Origin of the sequence: Microcystis wesenbergii FACHB-1317 (assembly GCF_014696875.1) — a bacterium.
In the GTDB taxonomy this organism is placed as follows: Bacteria; Cyanobacteriota; Cyanobacteriia; order Cyanobacteriales; family Microcystaceae; genus Microcystis; species Microcystis wesenbergii_A.
The window spans coordinates 1-17901 of sequence record NZ_JACJQV010000091.1 but is presented as its reverse complement, the minus strand read 5'-3'; the positions used below and the strand labels follow the sequence as shown (position 1 = coordinate 17901).

Below are 17901 nucleotides of genomic sequence, written 5' to 3'. Positions count from 1 at the left end.
TAAATCCAGTTATTAAAAACTGATTATTTATTCTCCGTTTTGCATGAGTGCATGAGTAGAAAACGGGTTTCTCCGAGAAACCCGTTTTCTGTGCGTTACTCAACGGATTTAGTATGATAACTGATTCAAGGCTGCCTCCTGTCTCCTGACTTACCCTTTCAGCAATAAATCGCCAATTTCCGACTGACAATGACCAATTAAACGATTAAGGGCTTTTTTTCCTTGTTTACCTTGATAATCTGAGCGATCGCTTTCAGTAATTCCATAGGGACGACCGATCGCCACCTTGACACGATGATAAAATACAACGGGATGCCAACCATCTTGATCGAATAAAGGTTCTGTGGTATCTAATAAGCGCAGCAAACGCACGGGAAAAGGACTAATAGTAGTTTCCGACTCGGAGAGAATAGCCACAGGTAAGACCGATAGATTCTCCACGGGACAACCCAGGGCTAAATGGGCAAATCCGCTTTGAAAACGGCTGATTTGACGAGGAGAAGTCAAATTTAACATCGGCGATCCACCTTCCGGAAATAAACCGATCCATCGTCCAGACTGTAAAAAATCCGTTGCTTGCCGAAAAAAAGTCCGGTGGCGATTTTCGGGAGTATCAAAGGGAAAACAGCCCAATTCTCCGATTAATTCCCGCAAAAGCGGCGTTTTTCCCATGTAGTGATGACAGGCGATCGGGAGAGTTTTGCCCAAAGCTTGAATTAAAATCGGCGCGTCCAAAAAGCTACGATGGTTACTTACCACGATCGCCACTCCTTGACTGGGTAGATTTTCTTGACCGACGGTAAACAGACTCGTGCGTGTGGTATCAAGAATTAAACGAGAGGTAGATAGGGGGGTAAGCAGCTTCATGGAAAAAAAAATCGGCCTTAAGATTGTTTTTATTGACTTAGATCACAACTAAAGGATAAAACAGAATTGGGGGATCATAAGATATACAGATTATCTCCCAATCATCTACGGATCAGCCTTGCGGCGGCCTCGTCTATTTAAAAAAATAAATTTCATGAATGATTTGAATGAGCGAAAAACATTTGCTTTAACAACACCCCTTTATTATGTCAACGATATCCCTCACATCGGTAGTGCTTACACGACGATCGTAGCGGATGTTATGGCACGATGGAAGCGGTTACAGGGCAATTCTGTCCTCTTAATTACAGGAACCGACGAACACGGACAGAAAATCGAACGGACTGCGGCAGCCAAAGGACTCAATCCCCAGGCACACTGCGATCGCATTGCCACCAGTTTTGCCAATCTCTGGGCAAAGCTACAGATCCAGTATGATCGCTTTAGTCGCACCACTGCCCCCCGTCATCAGGCAATTGTTAACGAATTTTTTGAAAGAGTCTGGGAAAAGGGCGATATCTATCTCGATCGCCAACAGGGTTGGTATTGCGTCGCCTGTGAAGAATTTAAGGAAAAAAGAGAACTGTTAGATAATGGCTGTTGTCCCATTCATACTAATCTGGCCGCCGAATGGCGCGACGAGGAAAACTATTTTTTCCGTCTCTCTAAATATCAGACGCAACTAGAACAAATTTACCAAGAACAACCCGATTTTATTCAACCGGAAAGCCGACGTAATGAGGTTCTCAACTTCGTCAACCAAGGACTACAGGACTTCTCCATTTCTAGGGTTAATGTGGCTTGGGGGTTTCCTATTCCCCACGATGGTCAGCATACCATCTACGTTTGGTTTGATGCCCTTCTTGGCTATGTTACCGCCCTTCTCGACCCCGAAGACGAACCCACCCTAGAAAATGCCTTGGCCAAATGGTGGCCGATCGATCTGCATCTGATCGGTAAAGATATATTAAGATTCCATGCCATTTATTGGCCGGCTATGCTAATGTCGGCGGGTTTACCCTTGCCCAAAAGAGTGTTCGGCCATGGCTTTTTGACCAAAGACGGGCGGAAAATGGGCAAAAGTCTCGGTAATACCCTCGATCCCTTCGATTTGGTTGATCGCTATGGGGCCGATGCCGTCCGTTACTATTTCGTCAAAGAGATTGAATTAGGACAGGATGGCGATTTTCAGGAAACCAGATTTGTTAATATTCTTAACGCGGATTTAGCCAACGATTTAGGCAACCTCCTCAATCGCACCCTAGGCATGGTCAAAAAATACTGCCAAAATATCCCCCCCCAGTTGACTGGCGTAGATATCCCCAACGACAATCATCTTAAGAATATGGGGATCAATTTAGGGGTTATTGTTGAACAGAAGTATGATGCGCTACAATTTAATCAAGCCTGTGAGGAAATATTGGCGTTAATTCGCGCTAGTAACAAGTTTATCGATGAGAGTGCGCCCTGGAGTTTATTTAAACAGAAACAACAAGCAGCAGTAGAACAAGTCCTCTATGCGGTTTTGGAATCAGTAAGACTCTCTGCCTACCTACTCTCACCGATAATACCGACCTTGAGCAGTAAAATTTATCAACAACTAGGTTTTGTTATTGATTTTAATACTTTCAGGTCGGAGGATGGGGAAAACTCCCCTGATGGTGTCTCTTTTTCCCAACACTGTCAATGGGGATTACCCACAAATCCACAACTGGGAACACCTGAACCGATCTTTTCTAAACTAGAACTGCCGTTAAACGATTCCTAAGGGAATTCTTTGATAACTCTATTTTTTAAGGTCTCTTGTCCTTTCGGATACAACTGGCAAACACCCAACACTAAACTTTTAACAAACGAGGAAAAATAAAATGTTTGATGATTATGACACGGCCCCAGTCTTCACCCCCGAACAAGTGCTAGAAAATCGCGGCCGTGTGGCGATTTTCATCGATGGTTCTAATTTATTCTATGCGGCTCTGCAATTAGGTATCGAAATTGACTACACCAAATTACTTTGTCGTTTAACTGCTGGTTCTCGTCTCTTGCGTGCCTTCTTTTATACTGGAGTTGATCGCACTAACGAAAAACAGCAGGGATTTCTCCTCTGGATGCGTCGCAACGGTTATCGAGTCATCGCTAAAGATCTAGTACAATTACCCGATGGTTCCAAAAAAGCCAATCTCGACGTGGAAATCGCCGTGGATTTAATGGCTCTAGTGGGTTCCTATGATACCGCAGTTATTGTCAGTGGTGATGGGGATTTAGCCTATGCTGCCGATTCCGTCAGTTACCGCGGTGCGCGAGTAGAAGTGGTTAGTTTGCGATCGATGACCAGTGATAGTTTAATTAATGTAGCCGATCGCTATGTTGATCTAGATCAAATCAAAGAAGAAATTCAAAAAACTAGCAAACATCACGTTAGTTATAATAATTTCCCCGTCAGCGTCTTAGACCAAGATCGTAGCAGTCGCTAGAAAAATTCAGCAAAAATCAAGTTAAAGGTGGGTAATTCCCACCTTTTTCAGTTATCAGTTATCAGTTATCAGTGACCAGTTATCAGTGACCAGTTATCAGTGACCAGTTATCAGTTATCAGTTATCAGTTATCAGTGACCAGTTATCAGTTATCAGTGACCAGTTATCAGTTATCAGTGACCACTCCCCATCTGCTGCCTCCTCAATTAAGGGACTTCCAGAGAATAAAATACCCAACAAAAAAATAGAAAAGTGTTTTTTTGAAAAAGTAATTATTTTTGTCTAGGAAAACAAAGAGTCTCCCATTACAACCTATTTTTCCGAAAAAAAATAGCAGCATAAACTTTTATACTTCCGAGCTTTTTCGAGTATAACAAGGACAAGTTAAAGAATCAAATACAGTTTTTAGCTAACCATCTTAGTTAACTAGAAACTAGGTCTTATCATAATAAATATCAATAAACCATTGCCCCAAATCGGGAAAGTCTTGATTCGTTGATTCTGTGAGACGTTCGATTTTTTCTTCGATTTTTTCCCTGGCTTTTTTAGTAAGCTTTACTCCTTTTTCGTAAGTTTCAGTAATCAACTTAACAATCGGGTGTTTTCCTTTCCAAGTCATAGTTTGGGCGAATTTCAAAGCGGTTTCTATTTCATCTAAAATACTCCCATTCCAATGGTTTTCTAACACAGCCCAGGTTCGTTCAATAGGATTATATTTACTATGGTAGGGGGGATAGTAAGCTAAACGTATATTAACTTGATATTTTTGGGAAAACTCAACTATACGTTTCATAAACTGAGTTCGTCTCGAATTATTTTCTGAGCCATTATCTTGATTAATTATCAAAGTTTTAATTTTCTCAAAACGAGATTTTTCAGATTCCCAGAAATCCTCTAATATATCAACAATAAAGTCACTGGTGACTGTGGAGGTAGTGAAATACAAAAACAACTCATCAAATTCTGGAATAAATATTCCGTAAGGGGTTAGGGTTGTTTTCGGATTAAAATCATGATCGTTTGTTTCGACAGTTATTCTATTTTTACCTCCTCGATCAAACAGTCCAATATTAACACGGGCTTTGGCATCTAAACTAAGACGTAACATCGTAGGGTCTTCATCCGCTTCCCGATTAATGTTAGCTAATTCCTCAAAGATTGCCTCGGTTTCTGGAATTTTTTTTTAGGTAAAACTTTAGCGACTCTTTTCAGACGATAACCTAAGTTATTTAATTTAACCCGAATAGTTTCCTCGCTCGGTAAATCCTCATCACTGTACCCATATTTAGAGATTAATTGCTTTCGGACTTCGGCCGCACTCAGTCTCACATAAAGCCTTTGGCTTTTAAAACTTGGGTCAGTTTGGCTTTGAGAATCCACTAAATTTTTGATGTTTTCCAATAGAAAAGGTAAATGTTCTTCTGCTTTTTTCCGCCCCTTAGCTGAATGATTATCAACACAAATAATGCCTCTTTTTAGTTCTTTAATTCCTTGACGAATAGTAGTTCGATTCCAGCCTAACTCCTGTGCAGCAAGGGTTTGTCCCCCATAGCCTAATTCTAAGACTGTTTGCGCCATGAATCTTCTTTTAGCTGCACCTTTTAATTGAAGTGCAGTTTCACTGAGCAATTTCTTGAGGGAATCAGTTAATTCCATATATTCTTAAAAAGAAAAACTTGATTAATAATGTACAGGATTAATTCTACTACAAAATTGGAAGGAGGGGGCAACCATCGATCCCTACCTCCCACACTCCGAGAATGATTATTATTCTTGAGGATGAATAGTTTATTTTTTGGAAGTCCCTAAGCAATACTACTGCGTTTTCTCGCTTCCTTATAAGATGTTCCCACATCCTGTAAACCGACTTTAATCATCTGTTGTTCCAAAAGGGCAAAAAAACGCAAGCGATCGCCACCTTTAATCACCGCTAAATTGTGCGCTTCCGCTAAGGCGATCGGATAACCATAACCTTTTAACACCTGGGCCAGTAAAATACTCAAAGAGCGATCGAGTAATTCTCGCTCCTCCACCACCCAAGCAGGAACCTCTACCCTAGCGATTTCCGTCCCCACATGGAGATAACAGAAGTAAATGCGATGTTCATCCCCATAAAGATCGAGTATTTTCAAAGAACTGCGCCAAAAAGGACTTCTTTGCCCCGGTTCCAATAAATAACCCCAGAGAGAAGCATCCCGGAGAGGATCGACAACGCGACAAGGGGTTTTTTCTGGGTCTAAATCACCGCAATTGATCAAGCAATTGGGAGTATCATGGGGACAAGATTGTAAACGCAGGAAATTTAAGCCTTCCGTGCTACGAGAAGCACTAATATAACCTATAAGCGGGATTTTAGCCGAGCGCAAATCGTCCCAAGACTGAAAAATCGGCGGCAAAATTAAATCTTTTGCTTCCGGGGGGAGACTATCGATAAACCAATAGATCAAAGAACCATCCACGAGGGCTAAATTTGGTTCATAATGGGCGCCGGGGGGTTTTACCCAACGAGTAGCCATTTCCGCTAACATTTGGCTTTCTAATACCGTCCGACGATAACTCATCCACTCATCCACGCGAATACCCCACTGTTTAGAAATGTAGAGGTCTTCTGATTTGTAATAGACTTCGGGAATGCTATCGAGGAGCGGGTGCAAATTTTGGCCATAGTGCAACATGATCCTACCGATATTAATTAGATAACAGTAGGCAATTTCGTGGTGAGAAGGGGCAATTTGGGAACCATCCGTGGCAAAAACGCTATGACTTTCGGGAGCGGGAAGGATAGTAATGCGGGTGTCGAGAGGTTCGATCGGTAGCGCGACAGAGAAAATTAGGCGATCGTGCCAGTTATGATAGAGTTCTAGTAGTTTTTCCTGTTGCTGTTGAGCTTGTTCTAAAAGAATTTTAGCCCGTTGCACTCGCTCGCGACTAGCTGTCACTTCCTGTTGAAAATGTTGACTGATTCCTGGCATTTTTGCCGCTAATTTCGCAAGATCGAGCATAACTATCCTCTCCCTGACTTTTTTTGATTTTATCGCAACTTTGTCACTTATTGCCAAATTTATCCTTAGTAATCTCCGCTTACAGCAGTTATCTTAATAGTGAGATAGGAAGTTTTCCTTTTGGGGAGTCGCTCGTCAATACCAAAAAGGAATTCTGCGTATTTAGACAATATTTCTCCTTAAGATCATTATAGTTTTGATAAGAAGTAATTTGCTCATGTTGCATTCTACCAACAATAATACCAGGGTGTATTCCTAGTTGTTCGGCAAATTGATTAATAGCTTTTCTATTCAGAGAATTATTGGCGATAAATCTCTGCCAATCTCCAGGATCAATTAAGAAATTAGCCGCAAAAACATCCGCCTCTTTTTCTTTAATTGTATCTTGAATATCTTGCCCCTCTAAAAATAAAGTTCGTTTCCCATGTAATAAAATATGACCAGCTTCATGAAAAAAAGAAAACCAAAAATGATCATTTGTTTTGTATCGATCGCTCAATTGAATTAAAGCTCTGTGAGAACCTAACCAACGGGTAGCACCGTGTACCCTTGTTTTCGGAAGTTCAGGGACAAAGGCTAAGGCAACCCCCGCTGCCGCACAAAGCTCGATCATTTGCGGTTGAAATACCTCGATAGACTTAACAGTTAACGAACGAATTTGTCGCAAGGCATCTCTGAATTTCAACTCGTTGTAATCAGCACAATTAATTTTCGATGCTTCTATTTCTCCTTGACGTAACCATGCCGTTATTGCCCCTCGATCGCTCTCAAACCCCTGAGACTTTCTCAAATCAATCGATAAATTTATCCCCCAAATCTCCTCCCATTGCTCAGGGGAGACAACGGCAAAAAAATTCAAGCTCTCTCGTAATTGCTCTATTTTATCCTCATCAAACTTGAGCCAGCCTAATTCAGTCAGCTGCCGATAAGGAATTTGTTTTAACCAGCCTAAATAACCTTTTAATCTTTGATTCTCATTTTTTCTCGCTAAATATTCCCGATAAAGTCTTTCGCGCTCTATCCAGAAACTGGCGGGAGTTCCTAACACTAACTCTATCTGTAAGGCGGTATCGATAGTAATCTCCGCTTTACCTTTTATGATCTCATTGATAGTCTTTTTTGGTCTGCCCATGCGTTGGGCGAGTTCCGATTGAGACATATTTCTTTCTTCTAGGATTTCGGCAAGGGTTTCTCCCGGTGGAGAAATAAAATCCGGTGCATATCTGTTCTCAATAGTATTAGTCATGGGTGTCATCTATGCCAATAATTACGACTGCGGTTACTTTCTGCCAATCAATTCCCCCGTCTGCTTTTCGAGGAATCGGTATATTAGCTGGCTCAAAAATTAGTCTGAGAGGATGAACTAAATCTAGAGATAGTTGTCCAGCACGGTTATATAACAATTCGTGGCAACGTCCCGGTAGCACTCGCATTTCCTCCAGGACAATAACTGCTTTTAAGTCATCGAGTCTTTACCTGATTTTCTTAGCCATCTTCTCTCCATACTGTTTTTTCAGTAGTCTTTGGCTATTGCATTCGTTCTCAAATTTTTTTTCCTTAAATACAATATCCATTGTAGATGACCCTTGTAATATTGTTAACCTCAAAGGTTAACAATATTTTATGATAGCCTCTGGTGCATCCAGTACAAAAGCTCTAAATATAGCGTTAAGAGCTAATAGTCTAGACACCAGTTCTGAAAATGAGGTTAGCTAGAGACAGTTTTTCAGATATTAGCCGATTAATCAGGTGATAATTATTGCTAAAATTGCACTAGCAATCCAAAACAACGAAAATATAATTTTATCGCCTAATAACGCTCAAATTAAGTGCCGCCGCTGCCCAAGAAAAAGACAATCTCTAAACCTCTAAACCGGAGAAAAGCACAATCCCTGACTTGACAACAAGAGCGACAATTTGCTATAATGGCCTTTTGTCAACGATTTGACCTTCGGTAAAAGGAGTTCAGAGTAACCTTAGATACAGCCCTATCATGCCCACCATTCAGCAATTAATACGCGACGAAAGATCCAAAGCGAAAAGAAAAACCAAATCTCCCGCCCTCAAACAATGCCCCCAACGTCGGGGAGTTTGTACAAGAGTATATACCACCACACCGAAAAAACCCAACTCAGCCCTACGGAAAGTGGCTAGGGTACGTTTGACCTCTGGATTTGAGGTGACAGCCTACATCCCGGGCATCGGTCATAACCTGCAAGAACACTCGGTCGTCCTCATTCGCGGCGGTCGGGTCAAAGATCTACCCGGAGTCAGATATCACATCATTCGCGGCACCCTCGATGCCACCGGGGTGAAAAACCGTCAAAAGGCGCGGTCTAAGTACGGAACCAAACGCCCCAAACCCGCCGCTAAATAAACAGGGAATTGATTAACCAAAAAAATACTCTCACCGAGTCGGTCAAAGTTAACCCAAGAGACTGAAAACTCGCAGGAGAGGGTTTGAGATGGGCTGTAATCATCCGACTGTCAAGCAAAAGTTAAAGTTAACCTAGAAAATTCAGGAATATTCCGATGTCTCGCCGTAAAAACGTCAAAAAACGTCCTATTCCCCCCGATCCCGTTTACAATAGCTGTTTAGTCAGCATGACCATCCGCCGGATCATGCGATCGGGCAAAAAATCCCTAGCTGCTAACATCGTTTACGATGCCCTGAAAACCGTCGGCGAACGTACCGGTCAAGAACCCCTAGAAGTATTTGAAAAAGCCGTTAAAAACGCCACCCCCCTAGTGGAAGTGAAAGCCCGCCGGGTCGGTGGAGCCACCTATCAAGTGCCGATGGAAGTACGCAGCAATCGTGGTAGTACATTGGCACTGCGTTGGTTAGTCCATTATGCCAGAACCAGAGGCGGCAAAACCATGGCAGGTAAACTAGCCAACGAGATCATGGACGCAGCCAATGAAACCGGCGGCACGATCAAAAAACGGGAAGAAACCCACCGGATGGCAGAGGCAAACAAAGCCTTTGCCCACTATCGTTACTAAGAAAGATACTTTAAAGATACTTTAAGGGCGGTGGACTACACCGCTGCCGCCAAAAAACTGTCAAGAAAAGTATAGAATTGTAAATAGTGTAAAAAATCCTAGAACAAAACCCCATCACTGGCAAGCAAAGCAAGGAGGTTGCTGTGGCACGGACTATCCCGCTAGAGAGAGTGCGAAACATCGGAATCGCCGCTCACATAGACGCGGGCAAAACAACGACAACAGAAAGAATCCTGTTCTACACGGGAGTCGCTCATAAACTGGGCGAAGTCCACGACGGAACGGCAATTACCGACTGGATGGAACAGGAACGGGAGCGAGGAATCACCATCACCGCCGCCGCCATCAGTACCAGTTGGCAAGATCATCGCATCAACATCATTGACACCCCCGGCCACGTCGATTTCACCATTGAAGTGGAACGTTCCATGCGGGTACTCGATGGAGTAGTGGCGGTTTTCTGCTCTGTTGGTGGTGTACAACCCCAATCAGAAACCGTCTGGAGACAAGCCGATCGGTACAAAGTACCCCGGATTGCCTTTGTCAACAAAATGGACAGAACGGGGGCGAACTTCTTCAAAGTTTACGAACAATTAAGAGATCGCCTCAGAACTAACGCCGTTCCCATCCAAATGCCGATCGGCGCGGAAAGCGAACTGAGCGGGATCGTTGATCTCGTCAAGATGCGCGCCTATATATATAAGGACGATCTAGGGAAAGACATAGAAGAAACCGACATTCCCGAAGACTTATTGGAAAAGGCCGAAGAATTCCGCCTGCAGCTGGTGGAGGCTGTAGCGGAAGCTGATGAAGAACTCCTAGAAAAATATCTAGAAGGTGAAGAACTCACCGAAGCCGAAATCAAACGCGGTCTCAGAGAAGGGACGATTGCTGGTACAATTGTTCCCGTCCTCTGCGGCTCGGCTTTCAAAAACAAAGGGGTACAACTGCTCCTCGATGCCGTCGTCGATTATCTGCCCTCACCCTCGGAAGTAGCCGCCGTTAAAGGGATTCTTCCCGATGGCAGCGAGGCAATCCGGGAAGCCAAGGACGATGCGCCCTTCTCGGCCCTGGCCTTCAAAATCATGGCCGATCCCTTCGGTCGTTTAACCTTCCTACGGGTCTATTCCGGTGTACTAGCTAAAGGCAGCTACGCCTACAACTCCACCAAAGGAACCAAAGAACGGATCGCTCGCCTGATCATCCTCAAATCCAACGAACGGATCGAAGTGGATGAACTGCGCGCCGGTGATCTGGGAGCGGCGATCGGACTGAAAAACACCATTACCGGGGATACCCTCTGTGATGAGAAGAACCCGATTATCCTAGAATCCCTCTTTATCCCCGAACCGGTTATCTCCGTGGCGGTGGAACCGAAAACCAAACAGGACATCGAGAAACTCAGCAAAGCTCTGCAAGCTCTCTCCGATGAAGATCCCACCTTCCGGGTCAAAGTTGATCCCGAAACCAATCAAACGGTAATCGCTGGAATGGGAGAACTGCACCTGGAAATCCTGGTCGATCGAATGCTCCGGGAATACAAAGTCGAAGCGACGGTGGGCGCTCCCCAGGTGGCCTATCGGGAAACTGTGCGGAAACCCGTGCGCGCTGAGGGTAAATTTATCCGTCAAAGTGGCGGTAAAGGGCAGTACGGCCACGTCGTCATCGAACTCGAACCGGGTGAACCGGGGTCAGGCTTTGTCTTCGTCTCCAAAATTGTCGGTGGTGCTATCCCCAAAGAATACATCAGTCCGTCAGAACAAGGGATGAAAGAAGCTTGCGAATCGGGGATTGTAGCGGGTTATCCCGTCATCGACCTGAAAGCAACCCTTGTAGATGGTTCTTTCCACGATGTGGACTCCTCCGAGATGGCCTTTAAGATTGCCGGTTCCATGGCGATCAAAGAAGCGGTGATGAAAGCTTCTCCCGTTCTCCTAGAACCGATGATGAAGGTGGAAGTGGAAGTACCCGAAGACTTCATCGGTAACGTCATCGGTGATCTTAACTCCCGTCGGGGACAAATCGAAGGTCAAGAAACCGAGACCGGCATCGCCAAAGTCTCCGCTAAAGTTCCCCTAGCGGAAATGTTTGGTTACGCCACTGATATTCGCTCCAAAACCCAAGGACGGGGCATCTTCACCATGGAATTTAGCCATTACGAAGAAGTCCCCCGCAACGTGGCTGAGGCGATTATCACCAAAAGTAAAGGGAACGGTTAATCAGTGACCAGTGACCAGTGAGCAGTGGGAATAAACCGATCATTTAAATTCGATCGGTCAACTCTAATAACTGCTAACTTAAAACCGATCTCTGGTAACTGATTACTGTTTACCCAGCTGAAGAAGAAAAAAAACAAAGGAACAGAAAGTAAATGGCACGCGCTAAATTTGAACGGACGAAACCCCACGTTAACATCGGTACGATCGGTCACGTTGACCACGGCAAAACTACCCTCACCGCCGCTATCACTATGACCCTAGCGGCTCTGGGTAATGCCCAAGCTAAAAAATACGATGAAATCGATGCCGCTCCCGAAGAAAAAGCCCGCGGGATCACCATCAACACCGCTCACGTTGAGTACGAAACCGCTGATCGCCACTATGCACACGTTGACTGCCCTGGCCACGCCGACTATGTAAAAAACATGATCACCGGTGCGGCACAGATGGACGGTGGTATTCTCGTGGTCTCGGCCGCCGATGGCCCGATGCCCCAAACCCGGGAACATATCCTGCTGGCTCGTCAGGTGGGTGTACCTAACCTGGTGGTCTTCCTCAACAAAAAAGATATGGTGGACGATGAGGAGTTACTGGAACTCGTAGAACTGGAAGTACGCGAACTTCTCACCAGTTACGACTTTGCTGGCGACGATATCCCCATTATTGCCGGTTCTGCGAAAGAAGCCCTCGACTACATGACCAAAAATCCCAAGGCCCAAAAAGGCGATAACGAGTGGGTGGACGCAATTTATGAATTAATGGAAGCGGTAGATAGCTATATCCCCACCCCCGAACGGGATATCGATAAACCCTTCCTGATGGCGGTAGAAGACGTATTCTCGATTACTGGTCGGGGGACGGTGGCTACCGGTCGGATCGAACGCGGTATTGTGAAAGTGGGTGATAACGTGGAATTGGTCGGGATCAGAGAAACTCGCCCCACCACCGTCACCGGGATCGAAATGTTCAAGAAAAGTCTTGAGCAAGGGATGGCCGGTGACAACGCTGGTATCCTCCTGCGTGGTATCCAAAAAACCGACATCGAGCGCGGCATGGTGATCGCTAAACCGGGTACAATCAAACCCCACACCCAGTTTGAGGGGGAGGTGTATGTGTTAACTGCAGGAGAAGGTGGTCGTCACACTCCTTTCTTTAAAAACTATCGTCCTCAGTTTTATGTGCGGACAACCGACGTAACTGGGACGATCCAAGACTACACCGCCGATGATGGCAGCACTGTAGAAATGGTCATGCCGGGAGACCGGATCAAAATGACCGTGGAACTGATCAACCCGATCGCTATTGAACAGGGTATGCGCTTCGCTATTCGCGAAGGTGGTCGCACCATCGGTTCTGGCGTTATCTCGAAAATTATCAAGTAGGCTAATCTACTAATTAACGGGGCAGTGAATTTAAAAGCTGCTCCGTTACTGTCTTTATTTTGTACCTTGACAATTGCAATAGGTGAAATTATGGCTACGCTACAACAACAGAAAATTCGCATTCGTTTGAAAGCTTTTGACCAGCGCTTACTCGATACTTCCTGTGAGAAGATTGTCGATACTGCCAATAGAACTAACGCCACAGCGATCGGACCGATTCCCCTACCGACAAAAAGAAAGATTTATTGTGTCCTGCGTTCCCCTCACGTTGACAAGGACTCCCGTGAACATTTTGAAACCCGCACCCATCGCCGCATTATTGATATTTACCAACCCTCTTCTAAGACAATCGATGCCTTGATGAAATTAGATCTACCCGCAGGGGTTGATATTGAAGTTAAATTGTAAAAAATGCCAAAAAGATGTTATCGCTAACATCTTTTTTTCTTAGAGACTCTTTGTCATGGTGTTTCTCGTCTAGTTTTTGTGGACGAGAATCGCCATTAGATACCCCAGCAGCCCATCAAGGTGGCGGTTGCTCTTTAAATATTGATACTATTGGGGATGCGAGAGGGTTTCAGGAAAATATAAGGCGTAATTCGGGTTGAATTGCGCCGATCGATCTCATTTTCGATCGCTTTTAATTTAGCTTGGAAAACCGCCAAAATCGGGTAAGTGCGTTGATCTGGGAAATCATTTCGGGATGGATAACCAAAACGGTTGAATTGAAAAGCTGTTAAAGTGTGCATAATTTCCAATTGATAAGTGGCCTGGGCCTGGGGGGGCAAAAGACGGAGAATATAATCCATATCCACCTCCTCAGATGCTTTGGGAGGAGATTGATAACCGGCTAGGGGAATATTCGCGCAAAAGGCGAGATAATCGTATTGAGAATAATTAACCGCCGCGTGTTGTGGTCCAGCAATAAAAATTATCTGGGTGACAACTTCGATTAATTTGGCTAAAGTGTCTAATTTTCCGTCAGAAACTAATTTTTTAATGCCTCCACCTTCAGGTGACATCAATTTTCGCACCCAAGCTTGTAATTCTGTATCCTTGTTTACATCCGCGTCGGAAGTATAGTAAAGACTTAGGTAATCTTTGACGTAGGTTTCCGTTGCTTGCCAAAGTAAGAGAGCATCGTCTCGGTAGGGGTAATCTGGTAGTAGGGAGGTATCATCGACTTGGCGGAAGGCTAATTGCTTGGGTAGGGTATAATCGGCGAAATTATCCAATCTTTGACGATAGGAAGTCTTAATTATCTCGATAGATGCTTCTAGCGTCCCCGCTAATAGACGATCAACGAATCCGCCGGGGTTAATTAACTCGCTCTCGGCTAAACTATTAATGGCGAGGGTAAATTGAAAATGAGGTCTTAATAGAATTGCCAGAGGATGATTGAGTGCTAACTCGGTAGCTGTGGCTAAAACAAAAGCTTCCGCTACTAAATGGGTATGGCTGAGGTGACTAACTAATTCATGATGATTTCCGTCGGCAATTTGCACGAAAATCTTCGCCATTAACCAATTAAGTCCGTCATCGGGGGTATAGATGCGCTGATTAGGTTGGGTAGGATCCTGATATAATTGAATGGCAACAGGTACTAATCCCCCTTGACCGCGTAAACCTCTAGCACGCCAACAGAAAAGGACAAGAGGTGCTGTTACAGTTTTCATACCCTTTTGATAACTGCCTAAAGTTAGGTGGTGTAGGGGGGCATAATCTGCTAGAAATAAGTTACCCTTAGCGGCTTCCGAGGCAATGGTTTTATCCGGTCCCATGGCTTTTTGGAAGATAGCATCGGTGACTGGGAAATTATCTGGTAAGCTGCTAATCCCGCGAATTACCATGGGATTTGCTCCTGCTAATCTTTGGTAGGCAAAACTTGTGTTAGATTGCCAAGTTTTAATACTTGTGGGTTTGGGAAGGATGGGAAAAAGTTCTTCGTAATCTTCTAATTTGTCAAAGGGATCGAAGATATTTTCTACTCTTGTGGCCACTCCATTGGCAATTAAAGCACTGAAACCTTTACCCCGCATTACTTGATAGGAAATAGAAAAGTTTTCGTGGGTGGGTAAATCTTTGACGAGGGTGATACCATTAACGGAATCATAGACGTACACTTGTTTTTGTCGTCTTAATAGATCTTGTCTTTTGGCTGGATCAGGATCATTTTGGGGTAGCGATGGTGTCAGCAAAGTAACTCCTTGTCTAAAAAATTAGAACTTAAAAAGTTTGGTCTTTTTCCTGGCACTAATAGGCTAGTCAAGGTAAGGAATTACCTCTGAGAAAAGGGTCTTTTGAGGTAAATTACTGGCTAGATATAGTGTCACCTATTATATACAGTTAGCACTGGGTTAGATTCCCGAAATATTGCCTCTGTTTGCAAAACTTAATATATTAATTCTCGGATCTATGAGGTACAAAGTTGCTGGTTTGAGGTTGGGGAGATTTTATCAGTGAACAGTGAACAGTGAACTGAAAACTCGCATCTGATAACTGATAGCTGATTACTGATTACTGAAAATGCTGACGGCTAGAATAACTGATTGCTAAACCGTTTGTAGGGGAAAACCTAAAGCTTCTCGTTGCTGTAAATACAATTGAGCAACCTGTCGGGCTAAATTGCGAATTCTGCCGATATAACGGGTTCTTTCAGCTACAGCAATCACACCTCTAGCATCGAGTAAATTAAAACTATGGGAACATTTGAGAACATAATCTAGACTGGGAATCACCAGAGAGCGATCAATTAATTGTTTAGCTTCCTGTTCATATAAACTGAATAAACTAAATAATAATTCAGGATTAGAAGCCTCAAAATTGTAGGTACATTGTTCGATTTCATTTTGCAGAAAAATATCACCGTAGAGGATATTTTCATTCCATTGAATTTTATTAATTGCCTCCACATCTTGCAGATACATGGCTAATCTTTCTAAACCGTAGGTAATTTCGATCGCCACGGGACGACAATCGATGCCCCCACACTGTTGAAAGTAGGTAAACTGAGTGATTTCCATACCATCTAACCACACTTCCCAACCCACACCCCAAGCGCCGAGGGTGGGAGATTCCCAGTTATCTTCCACGAAGCGAATATCGTGATCTTCTGGGTGAATTCCTAACACCCGCAGGGAGTCTAAATAGATTTCCTGAATATTATCAGGAGAGGGTTTAATTAGGACTTGATATTGATAGTAATGCTGAAAACGATTGGGATTTTCGCCATAACGGCCATCCGTAGGACGACGACAGGGTTCCACATAGGCAACGGCCCAAGGTTCCGGACCAATTGCCCTTAAAAAAGTGTGGGGACTCATGGTTCCTGCACCTTTTTCGGTATCATAGGGTTGAGCAACTAAACAACCGCGATCGGCCCAAAATTCATTTAATTTAGCGATAACAGCCTGGAAAGTTAAAGACATGGGAAAAAAGTAAAAAAGCGGATTAGGGGAATTATAAATTATAAATTATAAATTATAAATTATGAAGTGGGGAAGTGGGGAGCTTTTCAGTGATCAGTAAACTGATAACTGATAACTGATAACTGATAACTGATAACTGTCTCCTGACGGTTAAAGTCATTGACTTACTTTTAACTGCAAGCGAAAGTGAACAGGGGTAGAAGATTGGGGGAGAATAACTAATTCATAAAATCCCTCTTCGGGTAATTGACCGGACCATTGCCGATCGCTAGACTTGTCTAAAAGGGTAATATTACCCGTGGGAGAGTAGAAAGATAGTAAAACTTCGCCTTCCGTCTCTAAATTTAAGTCTAACCGATCACTGGAACGCAATTTTATTGCATAGGCTTTTCCTTGTCCCTCGCTGAGAATTGCCTCGATCACTTCCTCTCCCCCCGCGTCTAAACTTTCGATCGCTTGGTAGGATAGGCCAGACTGTAAAGATTGTAACTGATTCCAGGCCAAACCACTCCATAGTTGACCTAAGCCGCTATCAAAATTTGGTCTTTCTGTCAATTCGGGAAATAGCTGAAAAAAAGCAGTATCAGTGAGTAAATTAAGGACTCTACTGCTTAAACGTAACTGATTCACTTGTTCTCGCCATTTTTCTCGCTGTTGCTCGTCGTAGCTACCTAATGCTTCTCTAGTGCCAGAATCGAGAAGTTCTAAGCGATCGAGGATTTCTGCTGCTAAAATATCTCTTTGTTCCTGTTTCTGTTTTTCCTCTTTGATATCCCCATAGCGGAGGCTAAACAATTCATTGACGAGATTTTTAAAAAACTGACCATCAATTCCCAACTCTAGACGGCGCTTTCTCATCTCGGCTTTCCGTTGCCATGCCCGATCTGTGGCAGAATTAAAATTATTTTCCTCCGTGGCAAAAACGGGTTTAACGGTTTGGGGTTGATTGCTGTGTTTAACCCACTGTTTACCGATTAACCAGCCTATTGCCGCCGATAGTAACATCAAGAGGCAAAAAATAGCGATTCTGCCGGAACAGCCGAGAAAAACGGGCGATTTATTCCGAGAATTGGCGGCCATTGTCTCCTTAGACGATTTGGGGTTTTGATATCTAAAGATGAGATTAACACAAATAATAGGCTAAGACGCATTTTAACCGCCTATCCTTAGATTAGCTGAATCTCCCCCAACCCCCCCGACATCGGGAGGCAATACCCCCCCAACCCTAGGGTTGATTCATTTAAATTAAGTACAGCGGATTTTGAGTCAATAAATTTGAATGAAAATTCTCAAGTTTATCTTTTTCTAATCAAAAGAGTTAGTGACAATAACTAATCTTTAATCCTCTGCCAAATTTATTATGAATAAATTGATAAAGCTTGTTCCCAAGCCACTAAAAGCCTATCTCTCTTCAAATTTTCTGAGAGTACATCCTGTTAATTTAGCTAATTTTTCTGCTTCTTACGTCGATAAAACTATCAGTTTTTCCCAACGTTCAGCTAACCACCTCTGTCCCTCTGTTATTG

At 43.7% G+C, this 17901-nt stretch carries 14 protein-coding genes and 1 pseudogene; 7 read left to right on the top strand and 8 right to left on the bottom strand.

Translation table 11 applies throughout. The features are described 5' to 3' along the window. Positions 1-150 precede the first annotated feature (150 nt). Positions 151-867, bottom strand: a complete 717-nt coding sequence (locus tag H6F92_RS05545) for a lysophospholipid acyltransferase family protein (RefSeq protein WP_190357079.1) — start codon at positions 865-867, stop codon at positions 151-153. Positions 868-1021: 154 nt separating this feature from the next. Between H6F92_RS05545 and metG the strand changes: the two genes are divergently transcribed. Together metG and H6F92_RS05535 are read left to right on the top strand one after the other, a co-directional pair. Then, complete coding sequence (metG, locus tag H6F92_RS05540) at positions 1022-2635, top strand: methionine--tRNA ligase (protein ID WP_190357078.1); 1614 nt, start codon at positions 1022-1024, stop codon at positions 2633-2635. Between the two features lie 100 nt (positions 2636-2735). Further along, positions 2736-3341, top strand: a complete 606-nt coding sequence (locus H6F92_RS05535) for a LabA-like NYN domain-containing protein (protein WP_002743578.1) — start codon at positions 2736-2738, stop codon at positions 3339-3341. 433 nt (positions 3342-3774) lie between these two features. Here the strand turns inward: H6F92_RS05535 and H6F92_RS05530 are convergent. The 4 genes and pseudogenes from H6F92_RS05530 to H6F92_RS26720 all read right to left on the bottom strand — a co-directional run bounded on the left by H6F92_RS05530 (position 3775) and on the right by H6F92_RS26720 (position 7917). Beyond that, a protein-coding gene (locus H6F92_RS05530; protein WP_190357077.1) for an ISAzo13-like element ISMae28 family transposase occupies positions 3775-4997 on the bottom strand; the annotation gives its coding sequence in 2 pieces (ribosomal slippage) (positions 3775-4526 and positions 4526-4997; 1224 coding nt in all). A gap of 149 nt (positions 4998-5146) precedes the next feature. Then, the gene (locus H6F92_RS05525) at positions 5147-6343 is read right to left on the bottom strand and encodes a DNA double-strand break repair nuclease NurA (protein WP_072927091.1); all 1197 of its coding nucleotides are present in this window, start codon (positions 6341-6343) and stop codon (positions 5147-5149) included. 88 nt (positions 6344-6431) lie between these two features. Beyond that, complete coding sequence (locus H6F92_RS05520; protein WP_190357076.1) at positions 6432-7589, bottom strand: HigA family addiction module antitoxin; 1158 nt, start codon at positions 7587-7589, stop codon at positions 6432-6434. After that, positions 7582-7917, bottom strand: a pseudogene (locus H6F92_RS26720) (type II toxin-antitoxin system RelE/ParE family toxin). Before H6F92_RS26720 ends, H6F92_RS05520 begins: the two are co-directional and overlap by 8 nt. A 419-nt stretch (positions 7918-8336) precedes the next feature. Between H6F92_RS26720 and rpsL the strand changes: the two are divergent. From rpsL to rpsJ, 5 genes are all read left to right on the top strand, one after another. Beyond that, positions 8337-8720 carry a 30S ribosomal protein S12 gene (rpsL, locus tag H6F92_RS05510; protein WP_002740176.1) on the top strand — a complete coding sequence of 128 codons (384 nt, stop codon included), beginning with the start codon at positions 8337-8339 and terminating at the stop codon, positions 8718-8720. 155 nt (positions 8721-8875) lie between these two features. Beyond that, the gene (gene rpsG / locus H6F92_RS05505) at positions 8876-9346 is read left to right on the top strand and encodes a 30S ribosomal protein S7 (RefSeq protein WP_002758831.1); all 471 of its coding nucleotides are present in this window, start codon (positions 8876-8878) and stop codon (positions 9344-9346) included. Positions 9347-9489: 143 nt separating this feature from the next. Continuing rightward, complete coding sequence (fusA, locus tag H6F92_RS05500) at positions 9490-11565, top strand: elongation factor G (protein ID WP_190357075.1); 2076 nt, start codon at positions 9490-9492, stop codon at positions 11563-11565. Positions 11566-11717: 152 nt separating this feature from the next. Next, complete coding sequence (gene tuf / locus H6F92_RS05495; RefSeq protein WP_002743584.1) at positions 11718-12947, top strand: elongation factor Tu; 1230 nt, start codon at positions 11718-11720, stop codon at positions 12945-12947. Between the two features lie 90 nt (positions 12948-13037). After that, positions 13038-13355 carry a 30S ribosomal protein S10 gene (rpsJ, locus tag H6F92_RS05490; protein ID WP_002740287.1) on the top strand — a complete coding sequence of 106 codons (318 nt, stop codon included), beginning with the start codon at positions 13038-13040 and terminating at the stop codon, positions 13353-13355. A gap of 134 nt (positions 13356-13489) precedes the next feature. On the opposite strand, the gene H6F92_RS05485 is transcribed toward rpsJ, so the two are convergent. From H6F92_RS05485 to H6F92_RS05475, 3 genes are all read right to left on the bottom strand, one after another. After that, entirely contained in the window at positions 13490-15145 is a 1656-nt protein-coding gene (locus H6F92_RS05485) for a lipoxygenase family protein (RefSeq protein WP_190357074.1), read from the bottom strand. Positions 15146-15499: 354 nt separating this feature from the next. Then, positions 15500-16375: a glycine--tRNA ligase subunit alpha gene (gene glyQ, locus H6F92_RS05480; protein WP_190357073.1), complete on the bottom strand. Its 876-nt coding sequence runs from the start codon at positions 16373-16375 to the stop codon at positions 15500-15502. 156 nt (positions 16376-16531) lie between these two features. After that, positions 16532-17455 carry a serine/threonine protein kinase gene (locus tag H6F92_RS05475; protein WP_190357072.1) on the bottom strand — a complete coding sequence of 308 codons (924 nt, stop codon included), beginning with the start codon at positions 17453-17455 and terminating at the stop codon, positions 16532-16534. Positions 17456-17901: the final 446 nt, after the last annotated feature.

Excerpts from the sequence above, each read along its gene's own strand:
- H6F92_RS05545 (WP_190357079.1), bottom strand. The coding sequence starts at position 867 with ATGAAGCTGCTTACCCCCCTATCTACCTCTCGTTTAATTCTTGATACC.
- metG (WP_190357078.1), top strand. The coding sequence starts at position 1,022 with ATGAATGATTTGAATGAGCGAAAAACATTTGCTTTAACAACACCCCTT.
- H6F92_RS05535 (WP_002743578.1), top strand. The coding sequence starts at position 2,736 with ATGTTTGATGATTATGACACGGCCCCAGTCTTCACCCCCGAACAAGTG.
- H6F92_RS05525 (WP_072927091.1), bottom strand. The coding sequence starts at position 6,343 with ATGCTCGATCTTGCGAAATTAGCGGCAAAAATGCCAGGAATCAGTCAA.
- H6F92_RS05520 (WP_190357076.1), bottom strand. The coding sequence starts at position 7,589 with ATGACTAATACTATTGAGAACAGATATGCACCGGATTTTATTTCTCCA.
- rpsL (WP_002740176.1), top strand. The coding sequence starts at position 8,337 with ATGCCCACCATTCAGCAATTAATACGCGACGAAAGATCCAAAGCGAAA.
- rpsG (WP_002758831.1), top strand. The coding sequence starts at position 8,876 with ATGTCTCGCCGTAAAAACGTCAAAAAACGTCCTATTCCCCCCGATCCC.
- tuf (WP_002743584.1), top strand. The coding sequence starts at position 11,718 with ATGGCACGCGCTAAATTTGAACGGACGAAACCCCACGTTAACATCGGT.
- rpsJ (WP_002740287.1), top strand. The coding sequence starts at position 13,038 with ATGGCTACGCTACAACAACAGAAAATTCGCATTCGTTTGAAAGCTTTT.
- glyQ (WP_190357073.1), bottom strand. The coding sequence starts at position 16,375 with ATGTCTTTAACTTTCCAGGCTGTTATCGCTAAATTAAATGAATTTTGG.
- H6F92_RS05475 (WP_190357072.1), bottom strand. The coding sequence starts at position 17,455 with ATGGCCGCCAATTCTCGGAATAAATCGCCCGTTTTTCTCGGCTGTTCC.